At 66.5% G+C, this 23576-nt stretch carries 19 protein-coding genes; 15 read left to right on the top strand and 4 right to left on the bottom strand.

Features of this window, described 5'->3' with window-relative positions:
- From A3840_RS19575 to A3840_RS03575, 7 genes are all read left to right on the top strand, one after another.
- Positions 1-298, top strand: a 298-nt coding sequence (locus A3840_RS19575) for a hypothetical protein (RefSeq protein WP_165603115.1), incomplete at its 5' end; no start/stop codon positions are given.
- Positions 291-1034 (top strand): glycoside hydrolase family 108 protein, encoded by a 744-nt coding sequence (locus A3840_RS03600; protein ID WP_067451981.1) that lies wholly within the window; start codon positions 291-293, stop codon positions 1032-1034. The genes A3840_RS19575 and A3840_RS03600, both read left to right, overlap by 8 nt.
- A gap of 72 nt (positions 1035-1106) precedes the next feature.
- Complete coding sequence (locus A3840_RS03595; RefSeq protein ID WP_205633334.1) at positions 1107-1406, top strand: hypothetical protein; 300 nt, start codon at positions 1107-1109, stop codon at positions 1404-1406.
- Between the two features lie 24 nt (positions 1407-1430).
- Positions 1431-2090, top strand: coding sequence for a response regulator transcription factor (locus A3840_RS03590; protein WP_067451979.1), 660 nt, complete (start codon positions 1431-1433; stop codon positions 2088-2090).
- A 49-nt stretch (positions 2091-2139) separates the two neighbouring features.
- The gene (locus tag A3840_RS03585; protein ID WP_067451976.1) at positions 2140-3519 is read left to right on the top strand and encodes a sensor histidine kinase; all 1380 of its coding nucleotides are present in this window, start codon (positions 2140-2142) and stop codon (positions 3517-3519) included.
- Positions 3520-3580: 61 nt separating this feature from the next.
- Positions 3581-4057, top strand: a complete 477-nt coding sequence (locus tag A3840_RS03580) for an RT0821/Lpp0805 family surface protein (protein WP_067451973.1) — start codon at positions 3581-3583, stop codon at positions 4055-4057.
- Between the two features lie 78 nt (positions 4058-4135).
- Entirely contained in the window at positions 4136-5353 is a 1218-nt protein-coding gene (locus tag A3840_RS03575) for a hypothetical protein (protein ID WP_067451967.1), read from the top strand.
- Here A3840_RS03575 and A3840_RS03570 read toward each other — a convergent pair.
- Together A3840_RS03570 and A3840_RS03565 are read right to left on the bottom strand one after the other, a co-directional pair.
- Entirely contained in the window at positions 5350-7329 is a 1980-nt protein-coding gene (locus A3840_RS03570) for an FAD-dependent oxidoreductase (protein ID WP_067451964.1), read from the bottom strand. The genes A3840_RS03575 and A3840_RS03570 overlap by 4 nt on opposite strands.
- Positions 7326-8402, bottom strand: coding sequence for a hypothetical protein (locus A3840_RS03565; protein ID WP_067451961.1), 1077 nt, complete (start codon positions 8400-8402; stop codon positions 7326-7328). Before A3840_RS03565 ends, A3840_RS03570 begins: the two co-directional genes overlap by 4 nt.
- A 138-nt stretch (positions 8403-8540) precedes the next feature.
- On the opposite strand from A3840_RS03565, the gene ccmI reads away from it, so the two are divergent.
- The 8 genes from ccmI to A3840_RS03525 all read left to right on the top strand — a co-directional run bounded on the left by ccmI (position 8541) and on the right by A3840_RS03525 (position 19239).
- Positions 8541-9620 carry a c-type cytochrome biogenesis protein CcmI gene (gene ccmI / locus A3840_RS03560; RefSeq protein ID WP_067451959.1) on the top strand — a complete coding sequence of 360 codons (1080 nt, stop codon included), beginning with the start codon at positions 8541-8543 and terminating at the stop codon, positions 9618-9620.
- Positions 9617-10093, top strand: coding sequence for a cytochrome c maturation protein CcmE (ccmE, locus tag A3840_RS03555; RefSeq protein WP_245676540.1), 477 nt, complete (start codon positions 9617-9619; stop codon positions 10091-10093). The genes ccmI and ccmE overlap by 4 nt, the downstream gene beginning before the upstream one ends.
- On the top strand, positions 10090-12063 hold the full coding sequence (locus A3840_RS03550; RefSeq protein WP_082903624.1) for a heme lyase CcmF/NrfE family subunit: 1974 nt from the start codon (positions 10090-10092) through the stop codon (positions 12061-12063). The genes ccmE and A3840_RS03550 overlap by 4 nt, the downstream gene beginning before the upstream one ends.
- A complete protein-coding gene (locus A3840_RS03545) occupies positions 12060-12524 on the top strand; it encodes a cytochrome c-type biogenesis protein (protein WP_067451953.1) in 465 nt (154 codons plus the stop codon). Before A3840_RS03550 ends, A3840_RS03545 begins: the two co-directional genes overlap by 4 nt.
- Positions 12525-12648: 124 nt before the next feature.
- Positions 12649-14175 carry a Do family serine endopeptidase gene (locus tag A3840_RS03540; RefSeq protein WP_067451952.1) on the top strand — a complete coding sequence of 509 codons (1527 nt, stop codon included), beginning with the start codon at positions 12649-12651 and terminating at the stop codon, positions 14173-14175.
- Positions 14176-14230: 55 nt separating this feature from the next.
- On the top strand, positions 14231-14902 hold the full coding sequence (locus A3840_RS03535) for a response regulator transcription factor (RefSeq protein WP_067451950.1): 672 nt from the start codon (positions 14231-14233) through the stop codon (positions 14900-14902).
- A gap of 3 nt (positions 14903-14905) precedes the next feature.
- Positions 14906-16315, top strand: coding sequence for a sensor histidine kinase (locus tag A3840_RS03530; protein WP_067451947.1), 1410 nt, complete (start codon positions 14906-14908; stop codon positions 16313-16315).
- Positions 16316-16359: 44 nt separating this feature from the next.
- On the top strand, positions 16360-19239 hold the full coding sequence (locus tag A3840_RS03525) for a bifunctional [glutamine synthetase] adenylyltransferase/[glutamine synthetase]-adenylyl-L-tyrosine phosphorylase (RefSeq protein WP_067451944.1): 2880 nt from the start codon (positions 16360-16362) through the stop codon (positions 19237-19239).
- Here the strand turns inward: A3840_RS03525 and A3840_RS03520 are convergent, their stop codons facing one another.
- On the bottom strand, positions 19240-20448 hold the full coding sequence (locus tag A3840_RS03520) for a sensor histidine kinase (RefSeq protein WP_131798236.1): 1209 nt from the start codon (positions 20446-20448) through the stop codon (positions 19240-19242).
- 283 nt (positions 20449-20731) lie between these two features.
- Positions 20732-23368, bottom strand: a complete 2637-nt coding sequence (gene pepN, locus A3840_RS03515; RefSeq protein ID WP_067451935.1) for an aminopeptidase N — start codon at positions 23366-23368, stop codon at positions 20732-20734.
- Between the last annotated feature and the right edge of the window lie 208 nt (positions 23369-23576).

The raw sequence follows: 23576 nt of genomic DNA, 5'->3' as shown, positions 1-23576 counted from the left end.
GCGGCGGGAAGACGGCGCCATCGCGCTGTCCTGGACCCGCCGCAGCCGCGCCGATGGCGATGGCTGGGGCGTGGCGGAACCCTTGCTGGAGCATGCGCCGGAACGCTGGCGCCTGCGCATTTTCGATGGCGGCACGCCGGTGCGGACCATCGAGACGGCCAATGTCGCCGCCCTTTATGGCGCGGGCGAACAGGCCGCCGATTTCGGCGGTCCCGCCACCGCCTTCACCTTCACCATCGCGCAGGTGAGCCCGGTCCTGGGGCCGGGCCATGCACTATCGGGAGCATTCAATGGCTGACACCAGGTTCGAGCTTTGCCTCAGCGAAGTGCTGCGGCACGAGGGCGGCTATGTCGATCATCCCGCCGATCCGGGCGGGGCTACCAATATGGGGATCACCCGCAAGACACTGGCGCGCTGGCGCAATGTCTCGCCCTGGTGGGACCTGCCCAAGAGCGCGGTGCAGAGCCTGACGCGCAGCGAGGCGGCGCGCATCTACCAGGCGGGCTATTGGAACCTCTGCCGCGCCGGCGACCTGCCGGCGGGCATCGATCTCGCCCTGTTCGACTATGCGGTCAATTCCGGCCCCGACCGGGCGGTGAAGGCGCTGCAGGCCGTGCTGGGCGTGGTGACGGACGGGCTGGTCGGGCCGCTGACCATCGGTGCGGCGGCCCGGGCCGATGCGCGAACGGTGATCAACGCGCTCTGCGACCGCCGGCTCGGCTTTCTCAGGGCGCTGTCCACTTTCGCAATCTTCGGGCGCGGCTGGACCAGCCGCGTCGCCTCCATCCGGGCGGCGGCCCTGGCCGTGGCCCCCAAATCGATCACAATCCCATCAGGAGACGGGAACATGCATGTCCTTGCCGGTTACAAGACCTATATCGTGGCAGCAATCATGCTGCTGGCCGGCCTCGCCCAAATCCTGGGTATCGAGCTTCCGGCGCTGGATGGCGGTTCGGCGGGGAGCCTGATGCTCGAAGCCCTGGCCGTCATTTTCCTGCGCCGCGGGCTCAAGGGTGATATCGGCAAGGCATGACCGATTGTGGACAGGATGTGGCGCCCGCCTCATTCATGTCCCATTCAGCAAGCAACCGCTATTGATCCGGATATGAAAACCAAAGCCCCCAAACCCTCCGCTTCCATTGCCCTGGCGCTGGCCCTGGCGCTGGCTGTTGCCGGCACCGGTTCGGCGCAGGCCCAGGCCTGTCTCGACAAGCGCCAGATCCAGGAGGCGGTCGCTTCCGGACAGATCATGTCGCTCGATGCGGTGCTCGCCTCGGGCGGCGTCGATCCCGGCGCCGAAATTCTCAACGTGCAGGTCTGTGACCAGGGCGGCAGATTGGTATATGTTATCGGTGTGCTCGCGCCGGACGGTCAGGCCCGGAACCTGACATTGAGCGCGCAATAGCGAGACGTCTGGCGGGGGGCTGCGATGCGTATTCTGGTCGTTGAAGACGATGCCAATCTCAACCGGCAGCTGAAAGAGGCGCTGACGGAGGCGGGCTATGCCGTCGACGTCGCCTTCGATGGCGAGGAAGGTCATTTCCTGGGCGATACCGAGCCCTATGACGCGATCATCCTCGATATCGGCCTGCCGCAGATGGATGGGCTCTCCGTATTGGAAGAATGGCGGCGCGCCGGCAAGACCACGCCGGTGCTGCTGCTGACGGCGCGCGACCGGTGGAGCGACAAGGTCCAGGGGATCGATGCCGGCGCCGACGATTACGTCGCCAAGCCCTTTCATATGGAGGAAGTGCTGGCGCGGGTGCGGGCCCTGGTGCGCCGCGCGGCCGGCCATGCCAGCAACGAGATCGTCTGCGGCGCGGTGCGTCTCGACGCGCGCTCGGGCAAGGTGACGGTAGACGGGCAGGCGATCAAGCTCACCAGCCACGAATTGCGCCTTTTGAGCTATCTCATGCATCACAAGGGCAAGGTCATCTCCCGCACCGAGCTGACCGAACATCTCTACGACCAGGATTTCGACCGCGACAGCAATACGATCGAGGTTTTCGTCGGCAGGCTGCGCAAGAAGCTGCCGGACGACTGCATCCAGACCGTGCGCGGGCTGGGCTACCAGATCATCGGGGACTGATCCTTGATACCGTCCGGCCGATGCCGCGCCGCCTTGCCGGATACTGCCCATGCTGCGTAAGGGTTCGATCGCGGCCTCGCTGTTCTGGCTTTCGGCCGGCTGGCTGGTGCTGGCGCTGGTGACCACCGGCTTCCTGCTCACCGACCTCTATTCCCGGGCGCTCGACACGACGCTGACCCAGACGCTCGATTTCCAGATCGAAAGCCTGACCGGCGCCCTGCTCGAAACCCGCGATCCGCAGGACCCCGATATCGCCCTGGCCGACCCGCGCTTCGAGCGGCCGCGCTCGGGCTGGTACTGGATCATCCATGACGGGAACGGCAACCTGGTCAATCTCTCCACATCCGTGGTCGGCATCGACCTGCAGGCCGTGGGCACCGCCGCCGACGCGCTGGGGCGCAGCACCGAGGTGATCGACGATCCCTTCGGCACCAGGCTGCGCATGGTGGAGCGGGTCGTCTCGCTCGGCGACGACGAATACCGCATCACCGTGGCCGGAAATCTCACCGAAATCCTGGCCATGGTCGACGATTTCCGCGGCCAGGCCTTCATCGTGCTCGGCGCCGTCGGCATCATGCTGGCGGTGATGAGCGCCATCATAGCCCGTATCGCGCTGCGACCGATCGCGCGGCTGAGTCAGGCGGTGGAGGCGGTGCGCGAGGGCGACAGCGCCGAGGTGTCGGGCACCTATCCCACCGAAATCGCCCCGCTGGCCGAGGAGGTCAACGAGCTGCTGCGCTCCAATGCCCAGATCATCGAGCGGGCGCGCAGCCAGGTGGGCAACCTGGCCCATGGCCTCAAGACCCCCATCGCCGTGCTGCGTAACGAGGCCGGGGCGGGCAAGGGGCCTCTGGCCGAAGTGGTTTCGGCCGAGACCGAGAAGATGAGCAATATCGTGGCCACCTATCTCGAACGGGCGCGGCTGGCGGCGCGCACCTCGGTGGTCGGCAAGAAAACCGATGCGGTCGCGACCCTGGAGCGCCTGACGCGGGTGATGCGGAAAATCCATCCCGACATCGCCATCGCCTTCGAGCCCCGGGGCAAGGCGCTGCCCTGGTTCCGCGGCGACGAGGCGGATCTGGAGGAAATGGCCGGCAACCTGCTCGACAATGCCTGCAAATGGTCCGGGGGCGAGGTCGAGGTGTCGCTGTCCGCCGAGCGCGGCGAAAAGGGCAGCCAATTGTTGATCCGCATCGACGACAACGGGCCCGGATTGTCCGAGGCGGATGTCGACAAAGTGTTGCGCCGCGGCGTCAGGTTGGACGAGAAAACGCCCGGAACCGGTCTGGGGCTGGATATCGTCAAGGAACTGGTCGATGTCTATGGTGGCAGCTTGGAGCTCAAGCGTTCGGCGCTGGGTGGGCTGCTGGCGGAATTGCGCCTGCCGACCGCGCGGCTTGGGGGGACGGCCCGCATGCCGGGAAGTTGACGCACTTTCGCCGCAATACGCCAACATGAACCCATTGAATGCACCCATAAGGCCACAACAGATGAATCGTTCGACGCTTTTTGCTCTCCCGCTCTTCGCCCTGGCGCTGGCCGGTTGCTCCAGCACCGCCACGACGACCCAGGTGTCCCAGGCGCCGGTGCAGGCCCAGCCGGTCGTGGTGCAGCCCATGGTGCCGACCTCGGCGCAGAACGTGCAGACGGCGCGGCTGACCACCAGCATCGCCAATGGCTTCGTCGATCCCGCCGCTCTGGCCCTGATGACGGCCAAGGATTCCAACGAGGCCAACAGCGCCCAGTTCTATGCGCTGCAATTCGGCCGTCCCGGCGCGCCGCGCCAATGGGCCGGCGACCGCGGCACGACCGGTTCGGTGGCCGTGGGCCCCTATGTGCGCGTGAACAATCTCGATTGCCGCGATTTCACCCATACGGTGAAAGTCAATGGCACCGATTATGTCCGCAAGGGCACGGCCTGCCGCGAGCAGAACGGCAATTGGAACGTGGTGCAGGGCACCGCCTGATCCAGTCATCCTCGAAAAGGATTATTTAACAGGGCGGTAATAGGGTGGACAGCGACGTCCACCCTCCCATGAGCCCTGATGCGTCCCTCTGCCCAGAGCATCGCTGCCGCCGTTCCCGGCGCCGTCAAGGCGCCGGCCCGCCCGAATGCGGCCATCAGCCGGCCATTCTGCGGCATGATCGATGCGGTGCTGGTGGATGAGCCGGTACTCTATCCCTTTGCCGGATCAGTGGTGCGCGAGGGGGGCATGGCCGCCTGGACCTGGATCGCGCGCGATCTCTGCCCCGATCTGATTTCCGCCGACGCGGTGGAGCAGGGTACGCTGCGCCCGGCCGATCTGGAGCCGGTCATAGCCGAAATCCTCATCCGTGCGAAACGGGCCCTGGCCGGCTTCGATGCCGACAACGAGGCCATGCGCCGCTTCCGCGCGCAATTCGGCCGCGACAATGCCCGTGACGAACTGAATGTGGTGCTGGCCGCCTTGCGCGCCCGCATGCTGCTCGGCAAGGCGCAGGGCTTCGGCAAGGCGGTCAATGCCATCACCGATGATGGGGCGCTGGGCGCGGCGCTGCAATCCATACCGCTGTCCGATCCGCAAATGGCCGCCTTGTTTTTCCATGCGGCCGTGGGGCAGGTGGCCAATCCCACACGGTTGATCGCCGCCGCCATCAAGCTTTCGGGCAATGCCAAGGAGGCGACATTGGCGCGCACCGGCTTCACGCCGTTGCTCGAAGCCTGCCTGGCGCATGCGCAGAACCAGCTGCACCATGTGCAATTGGCCGGGCCTTTCGCCGATGTCGACCTGGTCTGCCGCGGCCTCGACCGGTTCCACCGGCTGGTGCGGGCGCTGACCGGCTATATCGAGTTCGAGCGCGGCAGCCGCGCCACGCAGGTGCTCTCCACGGTAACCAAGCTGGTTTCGGACCGGATCGAGCCGCGCCTCAAGGAAGTGGTGACCGACCTCAACCAGGCCATGCGCCGCCCGCGCGAGGGCGCCGACCGCATCGACAACGACCGCATGCTGGCCGCCATCAGCGGCGTCTATCTGCTGTCCGCCGTGCGCGATTGCCGGGATTCGCTGGCGCTCAACGCGGTATTCGACCAGGCCTGGAGCCAATCGGGCCAGGCCCTGGAACTGCATATCCAGCGCAATCTCGACCAGCTGCGGCGAATGCCGGGCGACGCGATGACCGGCCTGCGCCTCGACGCCGCGATCAAGATGGCCGAAGTACGCTTCAACGCCGACTACGCCGAAACGCTCAAGCGCGCCCGCATCGCGGCCGAGCGGCGGGGCTAGTTCTCCGGACTTTCGATGCGCGCCGCGATGGCGCGGCCCTGGTCGCGCACGCTGACCGGCAGGCCGGCGCGCGATATGTGCCGGTGCATCAGGGCGAGAGCCGCATCGCCGTCGGGGCGCAGGACGACGCCGACCGCCTGGAGCGGGTTTGCCGCATCGGAATTGCGATAGATGAGAGCGCCGGTTTCGAGCCGGCGCGGCTCTGCCGGCACGATTCGGACCAGGACAGCATCCCCGCCGAAGCGCCCTTCCAGATAGGACGGCACCGGCTCGGCCACAGCCTCGTCCTCGGGCGGCGGAATTGTCGCTGTGGGCGGCAGGAGCGGCACCAGGGCCACCCGTTCCTGGGCCACGATGCCGGCGGCATCGGGCGGGATCAGGCCGAGATCGACGCCGGCCGCCACATCGCCGATGGCCAGGGGCTGTGGCGCTTCCGAGAGCGCGACCAGCCCGTTGCGGGGCGGCCGGCGCCGGAAGATCGATGTCCAGGATCGGGGCGGGGGCGACGGCCTTTGCAGGAATTCCCGGCCGCTGTCGAGGAAGGCCGGGGCGGCATCGTCCGGCGGCTCGGTGATGGTGGCGGGCGCATCGGGGCTTTCATGGATCGGGTCGATCACGGGGTCCTGCACCGGGGCGCGAGGCCGCCCGAGCAGGGCATTGACGGCATCCTGCCCGCTTTCGATACAGCCGCGCCGGGTGAAATAGCCGGCGGCGCTGCCGGCCAGGGCGATGCCGTCGAGGCCGCCTTCCGCCTCGATCCGGTGATGTCGTCCATGCCAGCGGCTGCGACCACCGGCGAGGTGCCAGAGAGTGAGGTCCGGCTGCCAGCCGCCGCAGACCAGCAGGCGTCCGGTCAGCATGGGTTCGGTCCCGGCCTGGTCGGTATGAACCGAAAGCGTGCCGCCGGCCTTGATCAATCCCGCCGATCGTGGCGCGGCGCCGGGCGTCTGCACCATGCCATAGGCGCGGCTGAAAGCGATGAACCGCGAGCTCGGATTGGGCCGGCTGTCAAGGATGCGGCCAATGGCGATGCCGGCATCGCTGGCGAGAATGGCCAGCCGATAGGCGACATTGCTGCCCGTGGCCAATATGGCCGCCTCGCCCGGCCAGACGCCGTAGCGCGAGGCCAGAGCATGCGCGTCGCTCGTGCCGATGACGCCGGGCAGCCGGTTGCCGGCGAAAATGGGCAGCCGTTCCAGCGCACCCGTGGCAAGGACGATATGGCGTGCCGGCAAATCCAGAACGCTGCCCTGCGGCTTGCCCTCCTTTACCTCGACGCGATGGATGCGGACGAGGCCGGGCCGGACCGCATAGGCATGGCTGTGGGTGAGTGCGGTGATCGCATCATTCGCCGCGATGGCGTCGCGCCGCCGGGCCATGTCGGTCTCGGGATTGTCCTCCCCCTCCTGGGTGCCGAACAGACCCGAATGTCCGCCGAGCTGCGCGCTGGCCTCGACCAGGGTGACGCTCAGGCCCGCCCTGGCCGCCGTCAGAGCGGCCTCCATGCCGGCGACGCCGCCGCCGATGACGACGAGATCGCTGGAGGCGGACGGGGTGCCGGCAAGCCGCCGCCAGGGGCGGTCGAGCGCATGCGGCTCGTCCAGTTCCAACCCCAGCGTGCGGCCGGGCAGGAAGAGGCGCGCCAGGGGATTGCTGCGCCGGATGCCGCAGGTGACGAATTCGGCGCCCGCGATGGCCGGCGTACGGGCCATGGGCAGGGCATGCTGCGGCTCATCGGCCCGCCCGGCGAGCCGGATGGCCGGATTGGCGCTGGGGCCGAGCGCGATGGGCACATCCCGATAGGTGCCGAGCGTGTCGATGCCGGAGGCCATGACGGCGCTCAGCACGCTGTCGCCGGCAAAGCCCGAGACCAGTCGGCCATCGAGGCGGAAGCGCAAGGGGCGGCTCCGGTCGATGAAGCTGCCGGAAAAATTGCCGGCCTGATCCTTGTCGAGGCGGTTGAGCTGCGGCCTCATGGCGCAGTACCCGAGATATGGGGCGCGTACTCGGCGACGGACGGGCCATGCGGCGCGCGGGAAACCAGGCGCGCCCCGAACCAATCCGCCTCGAAGGGCGACGCCTCGCCGCAAAGCCAGCGGGCAAGGGCAGGGGCAAGGAAAGCACCGGCCATGCCCATGCCGGCAACGACATCGGCGCCGACCGTGCCGACGCGGCCGAGCGCCGGCGCGCCGTCGCTGGTGGCCAGGGCGGAAAAACTCGTCTGGCCGGCCTGTTCGACCTGCCTGTCGCGGCCGAGCAGAAGCTGGATGCGACCCGAAAAGCTCGCCATGTCCTGAAGCCCGATGGCGGCGATGCCGCCTTCATTCTGTTGCAGCAGGGTGATGCCTGACTGGATTTCCAGCATGACCGGCGTGGGCAAGGGCCGGGCGGGTGTGGTGAGGATGCAGGATGCCGGATGGCGGCGGAGCAGGACCGGCCATTGCGCCGGGGGCAGATGGGCCAGGATCGCGTCATGATCGGCCAGGATGGCCTGGCGCGCCTCGAAACGGGCGCCGCCGGCCTGCAGAACGGCGCTGCCGTCCTCGGCGATGGTCACGCCTTCGGGCGCGAGGCGGCGGACGCCTTCACGCTCGAGCCATTGGTCCAAAGCGGGCTCGATGATCGGCCGGTTGAGGCGCAAGGCGTCGCGCAGCACGATGCCGGAGCGATGCGCGACCGGCATTGTGGGCGCCGCCGGCTCGGCTGCGATGCCAAAGCCCAGCGCCATGTGTCGCATATGCCCCAATGCCTCAGCTGTGGCCGGGTCTCCGGCGAAGAACAGGGGATCGACATGGCTCCAGGCGCCACGCCCGGCAATGCGGCCGATGAGCTTGACCGTTTCCCCGATTCCCTGGCGCAGCATGGCCCAGCTTTCCGGCCGGGTGATCGGCGCGACCGAGAGGTCGAGTCCGCGCGGCAGGCGATAGGAGGATTGGCTCTCGCCCATATAGAGCACGCTTCGGCCATGGCTGCCCGCGAGTCGCCCCGCCAGCAGGCGCGCCAGCGGCGTCGATCCGATCACGGCGAAATCGGCAATCGGCTCGCTCATGCGGCGAACCGCCCTGAGGCAAGAGGTCCCTGTGGCAATGCGTCCTTGCTTTCACATGCTGTTTTGGTGGTTTTTCGCCGCATTGGGCTTATAGAGGACCATGCCTTGTCCTGCTGAGCACATAAGCATCTGGGGCCGATGATTTTCTGGTCGATCGCCATAGCCGTTACCGCCATTGCCTGCGCCGCGTTGTTTTACGCGGCGGCCGGGCGCACGGTCAACGCAACCGGGCCGGAATCGGCCGATCCCAACAGCCATTTCCGCACACTGCTGGCCGGCATCGAAACCGACCTGGCCAGCGGCAAGCTGGATGAGGAGCAGGCCAATGCCGCCAGGGGCGAGCTGGCCCGCGAAATGCTGCGTCTCAAGAACGACGCGACGGAGCGGCCAAAGGCCGAGCTGGGGCGCGGCCCGGTTCTCGCCGGGTTGGGCGCCATCGCGGCAATCAGCCTGGGGCTCTATGGCTTTCTCGGCAGCCCGGATATGCCGGCATTGCCGCTGGCCGAGCGGCCGGAAATCGCCGCCCAGAATATCAGCCTCGGCGATGCCATTCTCCAGATCGAGGCGCGGCTGGCCCAGGCCCCCGACGATTTGCGCGGCTGGACGGTGATCGCGCCGGCCTATGTGGAAACCGGCCGCTATGCCGATGCCGCCGAGGCCTATCGTCGCGTCATCGCCTTGTCCGAAGCCACTCCGGACCTGCAGACCAACCTGGCCGAAGCGCTGCTGCTGGCGGCCGGCGGGGCTGGCTCGAACGACGCCGTCGAACTGCTGCGCGCGGCGGCGGCGGGCGACCCGGCCCATGTGCGCTCGCGCCTCTATCTGGCGGCCGAATTGATGCGGGCCGAGGACTATCCGGCGGCGGCCGAATATTGGCAGCAGGCTCTGGACCTGGCAGAGGGCGACGAAGCCTGGCTGCCGGCCGCGCGGCAGGGGCTGGCGGTGGCGCGGGCGGACGGCGTCGACAATTCGGCCCGAGACCAGGCCGAGATGATCCAGTCCATGGTCGGCGGCCTCGCCGAGCGCCTCGCCAGCGAGGGGGGATCGGTGGAAGAATGGATGCAATTGGTGCAGTCCTATGTCGTTCTCGGCGAGCTGGACAATGCGCAGGCCGCCTATGATGCCGCGGTGCAGGCCTATCCCGCCGCCTTCGATCGTGGTGAACTCGATACGCTCGCGCTCGGCGCGGGACTGACGCTGAACGGAGCTGCACAATGACCATGCAGACCAATGTGCGCCGCAAGGGCATGACCCGGAAGCAGAAGCGCCTGACCATCATTGCCGGGCTGGCGGTCGTGCTGGCCATTGCCACCAGTCTGGTGCTGGTGGCGCTGCGCGACCAGATCGTCTTCTTCTATTCGCCCAGCGACGTCGTGGCGCGGGAAGTGGCCGCCGGCCAGCCCATCCGGCTGGGCGGGCTGGTCAAGGAAGCAAGCTGGACCCGCCAGGGCCAGCAGAACACCTTCACCATCACCGATGGCGGCATGGAAGTGGTGGCCCATTATAACGGCATCCTGCCGGACCTGTTTCGCGAGGGGCAGGGGGTCGTGGCCGAGGGCAGCATGAACGGCGATGGCGAATTCACCGCCACCAATGTGCTGGCCAAGCACGACGAGAACTACATTCCCAAGGAAGTCGTCGATGCGCTGAAGGCGCAGGGCGAATGGCGGCCGGAGGCGGGCGGGCAGTGAGCATCGAACTCGGCCATTTCTCGCTGATCCTGGCCTTCGCCATTTCCCTGGTATCGGCGTTTGGCGGCCTGCTGCTGTGGCGGCGGGGCGAGCGGCTGGCGCTGGTTCTGGGGCAGGCGGCCGTGCTGCAATTCGTGCTGGTGGCCGTGGCCTTCCTGGCGCTGGTGCAGGCCTTCGTCGTCTCCGATTTCAGCCTAGCGCTGGCCGCCAACCATTCGCATTCGCTCAAGCCGCTGATCTACAAGATTTCCGGCGTCTGGGGGAACCATGAGGGCTCCATGCTGCTCTGGATCCTCATCCTGGTCCTGTTCGGGGCATTGGTGGCCGCGTTCGGGCGGCGCCTGCCTTCCGACCTCGCCAGCCTGGTGCTGGGTACGCAGAGCCTGCTGGTGACGGCCTTTGCCGGTTTCACCCTCCTCACCTCGAACCCGTTCGAGCGCCTGGCGGTGCCGCCGCTGGAAGGGGCCGACCTCAATCCCATCCTGCAGGATATCGGCCTCGCCATCCATCCGCCGCTGCTCTATGCGGGCTATGTCGGCTTTTCCATCTGCTTCTCCTTCGCCGTCGCGGCGCTGATTTCGGGGCGGATCGACCAGGCCTGGGCGCGCTGGGTGCGCCCCTGGACCATGCTGAGCTGGGTCTTCCTGACCCTGGGCATCGCCATGGGCTCCTACTGGGCCTATTACGAACTGGGCTGGGGCGGCTGGTGGTTCTGGGACCCGGTGGAAAATGCCAGCTTCATGCCCTGGCTGGCGGGCACGGCGCTGCTGCATTCGGCGCTGGTGATGGAAAAGCGCAACGCGCTCAAGATCTGGACCATATTCCTCGCCATCATCACCTTCTCGCTGTCGCTGCTGGGCACGTTCCTGGTGCGCTCGGGCATTCTGACGTCGGTGCATACCTTTGCCAGCGATCCGACGCGCGGGCTGGTGATCCTCTCCATCCTCGCCATCCTGATCGGCGGTGCTTTCCTGCTCTTTGCCATGCGCGCGCCGATGCTGCGCCAGGGCGGGCTGTTCGCCCCGATCAGTCGCGAAGGCGCGCTCATTCTCAACAACCTGTTCCTGGCCACGGCGGTCGGCGCCGTGCTGGTGGGCACGCTCTACCCCCTGGTGCTCGATGCGCTGACCGGCACGACCATTTCGGTGGGTGCCCCCTTCTTCGACTTCACCTTCGGAGCGCTGATGGCGCCGCTGCTGTTGGTACTGCCCTTCGGGCCGTTGCTGGCCTGGAAGCGCGCCGATCTGGTGGCGGCCGGCCAGCGCCTCATGGGCATGGCTGCCCTGGCGGTGTTTCTGGCCGTGCTCATTTCGGCCCTGGGCGGAGTGTCGATCTCGCTGGCGCCGTTCGGCCTGCTGCTGGGATTCTGGGTCAGCCTGGGCTCGGTGGCCGAATTGATCGAGCGCGCCAAGATCGGCCGCATCCCGCTCGGGGAAAGCCTGCGGCGCCTGGCCGGCCTGCCGCGCAGCATCTGGTCCACCGCCATCGGCCATCTGGGCCTCGGCCTCACCGTGCTGGGGATCGTCTCGGTCAGTGCCTGGGAAACCGAAATCGTCACCACGCTCAATCCGGGCGAGACCACTGAACTGGCCGGCTATTCCATCGCCTTTGACAGCTTCGAGCAAATCCCGGGGCCGAACTATCTCGCCGACACTGGCATCTTCACCGTTACCGCCCCGGGCGGCGGCACGGCGCGGCTCGACGCGGAACGGCGCATCTATGTGGCCAGCGGCACCCCGACCACCGAAGCCGCCATCCAGACCTATGGCCTGTCCCAGCTCTATCTGCAGCTCGGCGAGCCGCTGGACGATACCCATGTGATCCGCGTCTGGCACAAGCCCTATATCCTGCTGATCTGGATCGGCTGCCTGGTCATGTCCGGGGCGGGTATCCTGTCGCTCACCGACCGCCGTCTGCGGCTGGGTGCGCCACAGCGGGCGCGCAAGGCTGCGCCCGAGGCCGCGTCATGAGCTGGCGGGCGCTCTTTCTCTGCCTGATGATGGCGTTCTCCTCGCCGGCCCTGGCCCTGAGCCCGGACGAAATCCTGTCCGATCCGGCGCTGGAAAGCCGGGCCCGCGACCTGTCGGCGGGCCTGCGCTGCCTGGTGTGTCAGAACCAATCCATCGACGATAGCGATGCCGAGCTGGCGCGCGATCTGCGCCTGCTGGTGCGCGAGCGGCTGGTGGCCGGCGACAGCAATGAAGAGGTCGAGCAATATATCGTCGACCGCTATGGCGAATATGTGCTGCTCAATCCGCGGCTGGGCCCGCATACTTTGGTGCTGTGGATTGCCGCGCCCCTGTTGCTCCTGGTCGGCCTGGTCGCCCTGGTGCTGGCCCGGCGCCGGACGGCGCGGCCGCAGGCGGCCGGGTTGACGCCGGAGGAACGGGCCGTCCTCGACCAGCTCCGCGACGACACGGAACGGCGATAAACCAGCCGCAATCTCGCCGGCAACATTGCCAAAGCTTAATGTGGACGCAACTTCACAGAAAGGCGCGCCGTTCCATATCTATCCCACAAGCTGTTGAGAGCTTAAACGAAGGAGACTGGTTCCTATGCGTTCGACTCTACTCTCGCGTACAAGCCGCTGGCTCGGAGCTTCAGCGCTGGCGCTGCTGGTCGGCGTGGGCGGCGTATCCACCGCATTCGTCATGACCGGACAGGCCGCCAATGCGCAGGTGCAGAACGCCGCGCAGATCGTGGTGCCCCAGACCTCTGTGCAGCAGGGCTTCGCCGACCTGGTGGACGCCGTCAAGCCGGCCGTGGTGTCCATCCGCGTCGAAGCCGAGGCGCCAGGCCGCACCGTGCAGCGCGGCGGCCGCGACTTCAATTTCGAATTCAATTTCCCCGACCTTCCCGAAGATCACCCCTTCCGTGACTTCTTCGACCAGTTCGGCGGGCGCGGCGGCGCTCCCGGCCCCGGTGGTGAAAGCCGCCCGCGCCAGTTCCTCGCCGCCGGTTCGGGCTTCATCGTCTCCGAGGACGGCTATGTGGTGACCAATAACCACGTGGTCGAAGACGCCACCAAGGTGACGGTCGTGTTCGAGGATGGCAGCGAGCAGGTCGCCGAAATCGTCGGCACCGACGAGCGCACCGACCTGGCCGTGCTCAAGGTGGAAGGCGACGACCTGCCCTTCGTCAGCTTCGAGAACGAACCGAGCCGCGTGGGCGACTGGGTGGTCGCCGTGGGTAATCCGTTCGGCCTCGGCGGTACGGTCACCGTGGGCGTCATCTCCGGTTCGGGCCGCAATATTGGCGGTTCCAGCTATGGCGACTTCCTGCAGATCGATGCGGCGGTGAATACCGGCAATTCGGGCGGCCCGGCCTTCAACACCAATGGTGAAGTGGTGGGCGTCAATACCGCCATCTATTCGCCCAATGGCGGCAATGTCGGCATCGCCTTTGCCATCCCGGCCCATACTGTCAAGCAGATCGTGACCCAGCTGATCGAGAACGGCTCGGTGACCCGCGGTTATCTCGGCGTCTCCATCCAGGATGTCAGCAAGGACATCGCCGACGGCGTCGGCCTGCCCAATGCGCGCGGCGCCATCGTTCGCGAGCCCACCGAAGACGGCCCGGCCGGTGCCGCCGGCATCAAGTCTGGCGACATCATCCTCAAGGTGGATGGCGACCAGATCGACGACGCCCTGGACCTCAGCCGCACCATTGCCGGCAAGGCCCCGGATTCGACCGTCGAGCTGACCCTGTGGCGCGACGGTGCCGAGACCACGATTTCGGTGCAGCTCACCCAGCTCGACGAGACGGCCCAGGCGACGCCGGACAACCCGGTTCCGCCCGAGGCCCTGCCCGAGGCGGCGACCAGCCTCGGCATGACCCTGGTGCCCAATGGTGACGGCTCGGGCGGCCTGCTGGTGCAGAATGTCGAGGACGGCAGCGCTGCCGGCCAGCGTGGCATCGCCACCGGCGACGTGGTGCTCGAAGTCGACAACCAGGTCGTGCAGACCCCCGGCGATTTCGACCAGGCCATTGCCGGCGTGCAGCAGAAGGGCCTGAACACGGCCCTGCTCAAGGTGTCGCGCGGTGGTGAAGCCCGCTTTATCGGATTGCCCATCACCGAGTAAGACTATCGGCCCCGGAGCTTTGGTTCCGGGGCCTTTTCCGCCGGAGCGTCGAACCTTGAAGATTCTGCTGATAGAGGATGATCGGGAAGCGGCGAGCTATCTCGTCCAGGCGCTGGATGAAGCCGGCCATGTGACCCATCATGCCGCTGACGGCGAAACCGGCTACGCCATGGCCTCGGGTATGGATTATGATGTGCTGGTGGTCGATCGCATGCTGCCGCGCCGCGACGGGCTGTCGATCGTCGAAAGCCTGCGGGCCGAGGGCGACAAGACGCCGGTGCTGATCCTGTCGGCCCTGGGCGAGGTGGACGACCGCGTGACCGGCCTGCGCGCCGGCGGCGACGATTATCTCACCAAGCCTTATGCCTTCACCGAACTGCTGGCGCGGATCGAGGTCCTGGCCCGCCGCTCCAGCCCGGCCGAAGCGGCCACCAGTTATTCTGTGGGTGGACTCAACCTGGACCGGCTGAGCCGCAAGGTGGAGCGCGACGGCGAAGCCATCCTGTTGCAGCCGCGCGAATTTCGCCTGCTCGAATATCTGATGAAACATGCCGGCAAGGTGGTAACCCGCACCATGCTGCTGGAAAATGTCTGGGATTACCACTTCGATCCGCAAACCAATGTCATCGACGTGCACATGTCCCGGCTGCGCTCCAAGATCGACAAGGGCCATGCGGTGCCCCTGCTGCATACGGTGCGCGGGGCCGGCTACATGATCCGAGACTAGATCGTGAGCCGCTTCGACCACGTCTGGCGGACATCGACGGTCCGGCTGACCGCGACCTTCATTACCATTTTCAGCGTCTTCGCCATCCTGCTCATGGCCTTTATCGGCTGGCAGTCCAGTGTGCAGATCCAGCGCCAGCAGACCAACGATATCGACCGCGAAGTGCGCCTGTTCCAGCGGATCGAGGCCAATCAGGGCATCAGAGCGCTGGCCTTCGCGGTGAACCGCGTCTCGACGCAGCCCGGGCCCGGCCTCTATTTCCTGGGCGACGCCTCCGGTCTCTACCTGCTCGGCAATGTCGCCGATATTCCCCCCGACGTGCTCATCGATCCGGGCGTCTACAGTTTCGACTACGAGCGGCCTAATCCCTGGTTCGAAGACAATGCCAATCCCGACGCCCCGCGCCGGACCGGGGTGGCCGTGGTGCGCTCGGTGGAGTTGAGCAATGGCATGCGCCTGGTGGTCGGGCGCGACGTGGTGGAGCGGCGCGGCTATTCGGCCATCATCCTGCAAAGCTTCCTGGTCGGGGTCGCCGGGATCATCGTGTTCTCCCTCATTGCCGGCGGCATCACTGCCCGGCGCGTGCTGCGCCGCATCGATACCATTCGCGATACCTCGACCAAGATCATGTCGGGCAATCTCTCCGAGCGCGTGCCGATCACCAGGCGCAATGACGAATTCGACGGTCTCGCCACCAATCTCAACGCCATGCTGGACCGGATCGAGCAATTGCTGCAGGGCCTCAAGGAGGTCACCGACAATGTGGCGCATGATCTCAAGACGCCGCTGACCCGCCTGCGCAACAAGGCCGAGGCGGCTTTGCGCGACACCGCGAGCGAAGCCAGCCGCGAGGAGGCGCTCGAAGCGGTGATCGTCGAGAGCGACCGGCTGATCCAGACCTTCAACGCGCTCTTGATGATTGCCCGGGTCGAGGCCGGAGCGCCGTCCGGCGTCTTGTCCGAAATCAATGTCAGCGAGATTGCATCCGATGTGGCCGAGCTCTATGGGCCGGTCGCCGAAGACGCCGGCATCGAGGTGATCGACCGGGTGGCCCCCGATGTACGGCTCAAGGCCAATCGGGAACTGATCGGGCAGGCCATGGTGAACCTCCTGGAAAACGCCGTCAAATATGCGCGTCCCGAGGACGGAGGCTCGGGGCGGATCGTTGTCGAGCTGCAAAGGGACGCCAATCTGGTGCGCATCGTCGTGGCCGATAGCGGGCCGGGCATTCCCGAGGCCGAGCGCAAGCGCGTGCTGGAGCGGTTCGTGCGGCTCGAGGAAAGCCGCTCCGAGCCGGGCTCCGGGCTGGGCCTGGCGCTGGTCAACGCGGTGGCGCGGCTGCACGACGGCCAGTTCCGCATCGAGGACAATGCGCCCGGCGTGCGCGCCGTGCTGGAGCTGCCCGCCGGCTAGCGAGCCCGCTTGCCGCCCATGACGCGCCAAGCTATGCCTGAAAAATGAGCATCCTTCTCTCGCCCCTGCCGCCCCTCGATCATCCGCAATTCGATGCGCTGGTGGCGCAATTGCCCACCCCGATCGCGGCGGCCTTCGAGGCGGCCGCGCCGACGCTCGGGCCGCTGCTGGAATCGGCGCCCTATCTCCTGGACCTGGCGCGGGGCCATGCCGATTGGCTGGCCGAAACGCTGGCATCGGATGCCGAAACGGCCTTCGGCGCCGTACTGGCTGCCATTGCCGAGGCGGGGCGTGTGTACGATGAAGCCGAACTCGGCCGCGCGCTGCGCGTCGCCAAGGGACGCACCGCGCTGCTGGCGGCCCTGGCCGAAACCGGCGGCGCCTGGACCACGGCCCGCGCCACCGAGGCCTTGTCCGACCTGGCCGACGCCGCGCTGGAAGCGGGCATGGATCTCCTGATGCGGGATGCCGCCGAAAAAGGGCGCCTGGCCATCGCGCCCGAGCAGGCGCGCGCCGCCAATTCGGGGCTCGCCCTCTTCGCTTTGGGCAAGCATGGCGGACGGGAGCTCAATTATTCCTCCGATATCGACATCGTCGCTTTTTTCGATCCGCATAAAGGCGTCCTGGCCGAACCGGACGAGGCGACCAGGATTTATTCCCGCATGGTGCAGCGGCTGGTCGGGCTGATGGAGGACCAGCAATGGGGTGGCTATGTCTTCCGCACCGACCTGCGTCTGCGGCCCGATCCGGGCTCGACCCCGGTGGCGCTCTCCGTCGATGCGGCGCTGGCCTATTACGAGGTCCGGGGGCAGAATTGGGAGCGCGCCGCCTGGATCAAGGCGCGGCCCTGCGCCGGTGACAAGCAGGTGGGCGAAACCTTCCTCAAGGAGCTGGCCCCCTATATCTGGCGCAAGCATCTCGACTTCGCCACCATCGCCGACATCCAGGCGATGAAACGGCAGATCAATGTGTCCAAGAAGGTCGGCGACATTCGTGTGGAAGGGCACAATGTCAAGCTGGGGCGCGGCGGCATTCGCGAGATCGAATTCTTCGCCCAGACCCAGCAATTGATCGCCGGCGGGCGCGACAAGGCCCTGCGCGTGCGCCCAACCTCCCGCGCTCTGGCCGCCCTGGCCGAAGCCGGCTGGATCAGCCCGGAAACGGCGGAGGAATTGACGCGCACCTATTGGTATCTGCGGGCGGTGGAAAACCGGCTGCAGATGCTGCGCGACGAGCAGACCCATATCATGCCGGACAATGCCGAAGGCGTGGCCACCATCGGCCGGCTGATGGACCAGCCGGACCGGGCCGCCTTCGAGGCCGATTACCGCGCGGCGCTCGAACTGGTGGCCCGCTATTATGCCGAGCTTTTCACCGAGGGCGAAACGCTGGGCTCGGGCGAAGGCAATCTGGTGTTCACCGGCAGCGACGACGACCCCGAAACGCTGGAAACCCTGGCGGCGATGGGTTTCGCCGATGCCCATAAAGCCGTCGAGACGGTGCGCAAATGGCATTACGGCAGCTATGCCGCCACCCGCACATCGGCCGCACGAGCCCATCTCACCGAGCTTCTGCCGGCCCTGCTGGCCACGCTGGGCCGGGCGGGCAATGCCGACGAGGCCCTGGCGCGGATGGACAATTTCCTCTCGCGCCTGCCGGGCGGGGTGCAGCTCTTTGCCCTGCTGCGCAACCATGCGCAATTGCGCACGCTGCTCGTGCAATTCATGGCTTCGGCCCCGCGCATGGCCGAGGCGGTGATCCATCGCGCCCATGTGGTGGACGGCCTGATCGACCCGGCCTTCGCCAATGACGTGACCCACCGCGAGGTACTGATCGGCAAGGTGGATGCATTCCTGGCCGATGCGCGGTCCTATGAGGAATTGATCGACCGGGCGCGCATTATCGGACAGGAACAGAAATTCCTGGTGGCGGCCGGCCTGCTCTCGGGCACGGTCAGTGCGCAGGGGGCAGGGGAGCAATTCACCGCGCTGGCCGAAACGCTGCTGCATCGCCTGTTCGACAAGGTCCAGGACGAATTCGCGATCCGCCATGGCCGCATTCCGGACGCCGAAGTGGCGCTGCTTGCTTTCGGCAAGATGGCGAGCGGCGAGATGACCTTCACCTCCGACCTCGATTTCTTTCTGCTCTATGACGCGCCCAACACCGAATCCGACGGCGAACGCTCGCTCTCGACCTCGCATTACTTCGCGCGTCTGACGCAGCGCCTGGTCGCGGCCGTGACCGCGCCGACGACAGAGGGCGTACTCTATGAAGTGGATATGCGCCTGCGCCCGTCGGGCAATGCCGGGCCATTGGCGACCAGCCTTGCCGGCTTCAAGGCCTATCACAAGGACAATGCCTGGACCTGGGAGCACCTGGCCTTGAGCCGTGCGCGCGTCGTCGCCGCCACCGGGTCCCTGGCGGAAAAGATCAATGCCGAGATTGCCGAAGTGATGGGCCGGCAACGTGACATCGCCAAGACGATAGAAGATGTCGTCTCGATGCGCGCCCTGATGGCCCGCGAGCGCAAGCCGCGCCATGCCTTCGATCTCAAGCTCGCCAATGGCGGCCTGGTCGATCTTGAATTCATCGCCCAATCCGCCCAATTGGTGGCCAGCCGGCAGATCGGCCTGCCACAGGCTTCGACGGCCCGGGTGCTGGCGCGGCTGGGCGAAATCGGCCTCGTGCCGGCAGGCCAGCGCCTGGTCGAGATTCACGGCCTCTATTCAACCGTGCTGCAGGTGATGAGTTCGGCGCTGATCAGCCCCTTCAGGGAGGAGGCCTGGACGCCCGCATTCAAGGACTTGCTGGCCCAGCTTTGCCATTATCCCGATTTCGGCCGGCTGGCGCTGGATGTGCAGGACATGCAGGGCGAGGTGGAGGCGGCCGCGCGGGATTGGTACGAGCGGGCGGCGCGGCTCTGATCAGGCCGCCAGGTCGGCCGCGGCCGGCTCGGTGGGCAGCGAAATGGCGACGGTCGTGCCCAGCGAGGGTGCGGAATCGATGGCCATGTGACCGCCGCTCAGCGACGCTATGGCGCGAGCGATGGAAATGCCCAGGCCCGGGCCGCCGCCTTCGCGGGTAAAGGTGGCGTCGCCCAGTGCAAAGGGCTGGCTGAGGCTGGCCAGGCGCTCCTCGCTCATGCCGATGCCGGTATCGCTGATCTCGATGACGACGCCATCATCGGCGGCGAAGGCGGACAGGGTGATGCTGCCGCCCGCATGGGTGAAGCGGACGGCGTTTTCCATGATATTGCCGATCATCCGCACCAGGCCCAGCCGGTCGCCGCGCAGCACGGCCCCGGTCGGGGCGCCGAGCTTGAGATGCAGGCCGGCGCGTTCGATCTGGCCTTTGAAGCGCTTGGCGACGCTTTCCATCACCTCGTCGAGCAGGACGGGGTCCCGGCGCAACGGCTTCTGGCCGCCTTCCAGCTCCACCAGGTCGAGGATCGTGGCGAAGGAATTGAGCAGGTGCTGGCCGGAGGATTTTATGGATTGCACATAGTCGCGATAGCGCGTGTCGCCCAGTTTTCCGTAGGTTTCGTGCTCCATCAGTTCCGCAAAGCCGATGATGTGATTGAGCGGGGTGCGGATGTCGTGGCTGACATGGGCCAGGAAATTGGTCTTGGCGCGGCTGGCCGCTTCGGCGCGCAGCTTTTCTTCGTGATAGCGGCGGGCGAGGAGGCGTTGCTCTTCGCGGATGGCGGCGAGGGCCGCCTCGGCGCGCCGGCGCTCCGCTTCGCGCCGCACCAGCTCCGCCGCATCGGGATCGCGGCGGCGGGCGGCGGTGAGGGTGATGAGACCGGCAAGGGCCAGCGCGAGCAGTCCGCGCCCGGCTATGCCGGTGATTGCGTCCGGCTCGGCGGGCGCAAAGGATTGAAAAAGCGCGGCTTTTTCCGGTGCGACGATGATGGCATCCCTGCCGGTGCCCGCCTGGGATATGGCGGCGAACGGCGGCGCGGCGCCGGTTTCGGCGAAGGTGCGGGTGGCGTCGTAGGCGACGAAGAGGCCGGCGGAGAGGAAAGCGGCGGCGGCGACGGCCACGCTGACCCGGGGCAGTTGCCCCCTGGTCCTGTCCTTGTTGCTGACGCGGAATCCGAGCGCGTCAGCGCCGGATGCCTCCGACGACCGCATGAAATCCTCCATTTCGCAGAGGGGTTTAGCCCCAAACTATTCAACCCTTAATGAGGTATGAATCAGGTCGGGGGCGCTTGTCTAGAGTCGGTTCGGGGCCGCTTTGGGCGCCAATGGAAAAAGCAGAGTCGGCTGAATCACTTAGCGGTGAAGAAAAATTCTTCCAACTTTGTGGAAAGGCCGCGTTGACGCGACAGGGATAAGGTTAGCAGACGGTTGACGCCGGGTGCCGACGATGCGCGGAAAAGGGGAAAGCAAGTGTCGCTTCCCCCCTCCGATGTGGTCAGCCGGCCAGGATTCGGTCGAGAATTTCCCCGACATTGCGGCTGAGCGTGTGCTGCGCCTTCAACGCATCGAGCGCGGCCCGACCGGCATCGCGGCGACCCGCTTCCAGCGTCGGCAGGATGCGGAAGCCGGTGAGGACGCGCGAGGCGACCTGCGGATTGACCTTGTCGATCTCGGCCACCGCCTCGGTGACGAAGCGGAAGCCGGCGCCGTCGGCGCGGGCGAACTGGGTCGGGTTGCTCATGACGAAGCTGCCCAGCAGCGAACGCAGGCGATTGGGGTTGGTCCGCGGGAAATCCGGGGCGGCCAGAATGGCCCGCATGCGTTCGATGACGCCGTCGTCCGGCGCCTGGGCCGAGGCGGTGAGCCATTTGTCGAACACCAGCGGATCGCCGGCGAAGCGGGTGCGGAAATCGCCGAGCAGGGCCTGAGCCTCGTCCGTCCAGTAATGCGCCGATATGGCCATGGCGGCATAACGGTCGGTCATGTTGGAAGCGGCCTCGTATTGCGAGGCGGCGAGAGCGGCTCCGCGATCCGATCCAGCGGTCAGCAGGGTGAGCAGGCCATTGCGCAGCGAACGGCGGCCGGCCTGGGCCGCGTCGGGGCTATAGGGCTCCGGCACGGTCAGCGCGTCGTATCGCGCCTCCAACTGGTCGGCCATGGGCCCGACCAGCGTGGTGACGAAATCGTGGCGGGCGCGGGCTATGGCATCGGGATCGACGTCCTTGCCGATATGACGCCCCAGCGCCGTCTCGGCCGGGATGGCGATGGCCTGGGCCTTGAAGGCCGGATCGAGCTCGGGATTGTCCAGCGTATCGATCAGCGCCTGGCGCAGGGCATCGGCCTGCGCCGCCGTCCAGCGGCGGCCCTGGGCCGCCTCGGCGATGAGATTGGTCGAGACGGTCTGCAGCGCATCCCAGCGATTGAAGGGATCGCTGTCATGCCGCGCCAGGAACAGAAGGTCGTCCTGGGTGAGGCTGGACCGGAGCTTGACCGGGGCCGAGAAGCCGCGGAACAGTGAGGGCACCGGCTTGTTGGCAACGCCGGTAAAGGTCAGGGTGACGCTGTCCTTGTCGAGCAGGATGAGATCGTCGCGAACCGTGCCGCCCGAAACGCCGCTCCAGCTCATGGCATTGCCATTGGGGCCGATCAGGCCAAAGCGGACCGGGATCAGCAGTGATTGCTTGTCCGGCTGGCCCGGCGTGGGATCGACCTTCTGGCTGAGGGTGAGCGTATAGGTCTGGCTGGCGGCGTCGAAGCTGTCGCTCACCTCGACCTGCGGCGTGCCGGCTTGCAGATACCAGGTGATGAACTGCCCCAGATCGGTTCCGGTCGCATCCTCGAAAACCTTGATGAAGGCCTCGATCGTGGTGGCCTCGCCGTCATGGCGCTCGAAATAGAGATCCATGCCCTTGCGGAAATCCACCTCGCCCAGCAGCGTCGCCAGCATGCGGACGATCTCGGCGCCCTTTTCGTAGACGGTGGTGGTGTAGAAGTTGTTGATCTCCCGATAATGATCGGGGCGCGGCGGGTGGGCGAGGGGGCCGCCATCCTCGGGGAACTGGCTGGTGCGCAGGTTCTGCACGTCATGGATGCGCTGCACCGGGCGGCTGCGCTCGTCGGAGGTGAATTCCTGGTCGCGATAGACGGTCAGACCTTCCTTGAGGCAGAGCTGGAACCAGTCGCGGCAAGTGATGCGATTGCCGGTCCAGTTGTGGAAATATTCGTGGGCGATGACCCGCTCGATGCCATGGTAATTGGCATCGGTGGCCGTCTCCGGCTTGGCGAAGACCAGCCGGTCGTTGAAGATATTGAGCCCTTTGTTCTCCATGGCGCCGAAATTGAAATCGGAAACGGCGACGATGTTGAAGATATCGAGATCGTATTCGCGCCCGAATCGACGCTCGTCCCAAGCCATGGAGCGCTTGAGGCTGTCCATGGCGTAATGGCATTCGCCTTCCTTGCCATGGGTGCAATAGATCGCGAGATCGACCTTGCGCCCGCTCATGGTGGTGAAGCTGTCGGTGATGGCGCCGAGATCGCCGGCCACGAGGGCGAAGAGATAGGCCGGCTTGGGGAAGGGGTCTTCCCAGACCGCATAATGCAGGCCATCGCCGGCATCGCCCCGGTCGATGGGATTGCCATTGGCCAGCAGCACCGGCGCGACCGCGACCGGCGCTGTCATCCGCACCTTGAAGGGCGCGAGAATATCGGGGCGGTCGAGATAATAGGTGATGCGGCGGAAGCCTTCCGGCTCGCACTGGGTGCACCAGGTGCCGCTGGAGCGGTAAAGGCCCATCAGCCTGGTATTGGCCTCGGGCTGGAGCGTCACCTGGGTATCGAGCACGAAGCGGCGATTCGGCGGTTCCACAATGGTCAGGCTGTTAGCGTCCGCGACATAGGCGGACAGGACCAGCGGCGCGCCATCGATGGCGATACTGTCGAGCTTGAGCTCGTCACCGTCCAGAACCAGCGGCGTGCCGGGCGCGGTTTCGGCGCGCGGCTCGATGGTCAATTGCGCCCGCACGCGGGTGCCGTCCTCAAGAATGCGGAAATCCAGATCTACTGACACGATCCGGTAGGGGGTGGGTGCATAGTCCTTGAGGTAGATAGTCTGTTCGCTGTCGGTGCGCATGAAGCGGTCCAGTTTTTGTTTTGTGTATTCGGTGTGCCATGTTCGGCCCACCGTGTCATTCCAACTCGCTGCTCGTCACCCTCGGGCCTGGCAGGAGGGTTCTATATTTGTGTCGAGAACTTTGAAGTGAAGAGCCCTCGGGTCAAGCCCGAGGGTGACGATCCGGGACGGGTGGCGATGTGCCGGCATTTTCATCACCCTGAGATGA

This window comes from Devosia elaeis (genome assembly GCF_001650025.1).
Lineage (GTDB): Bacteria > Pseudomonadota > Alphaproteobacteria > Rhizobiales > Devosiaceae > Devosia > Devosia elaeis.
Note: the sequence above shows the minus strand (reverse complement) of the source record. Positions and strands in the feature narration are given on the sequence as shown.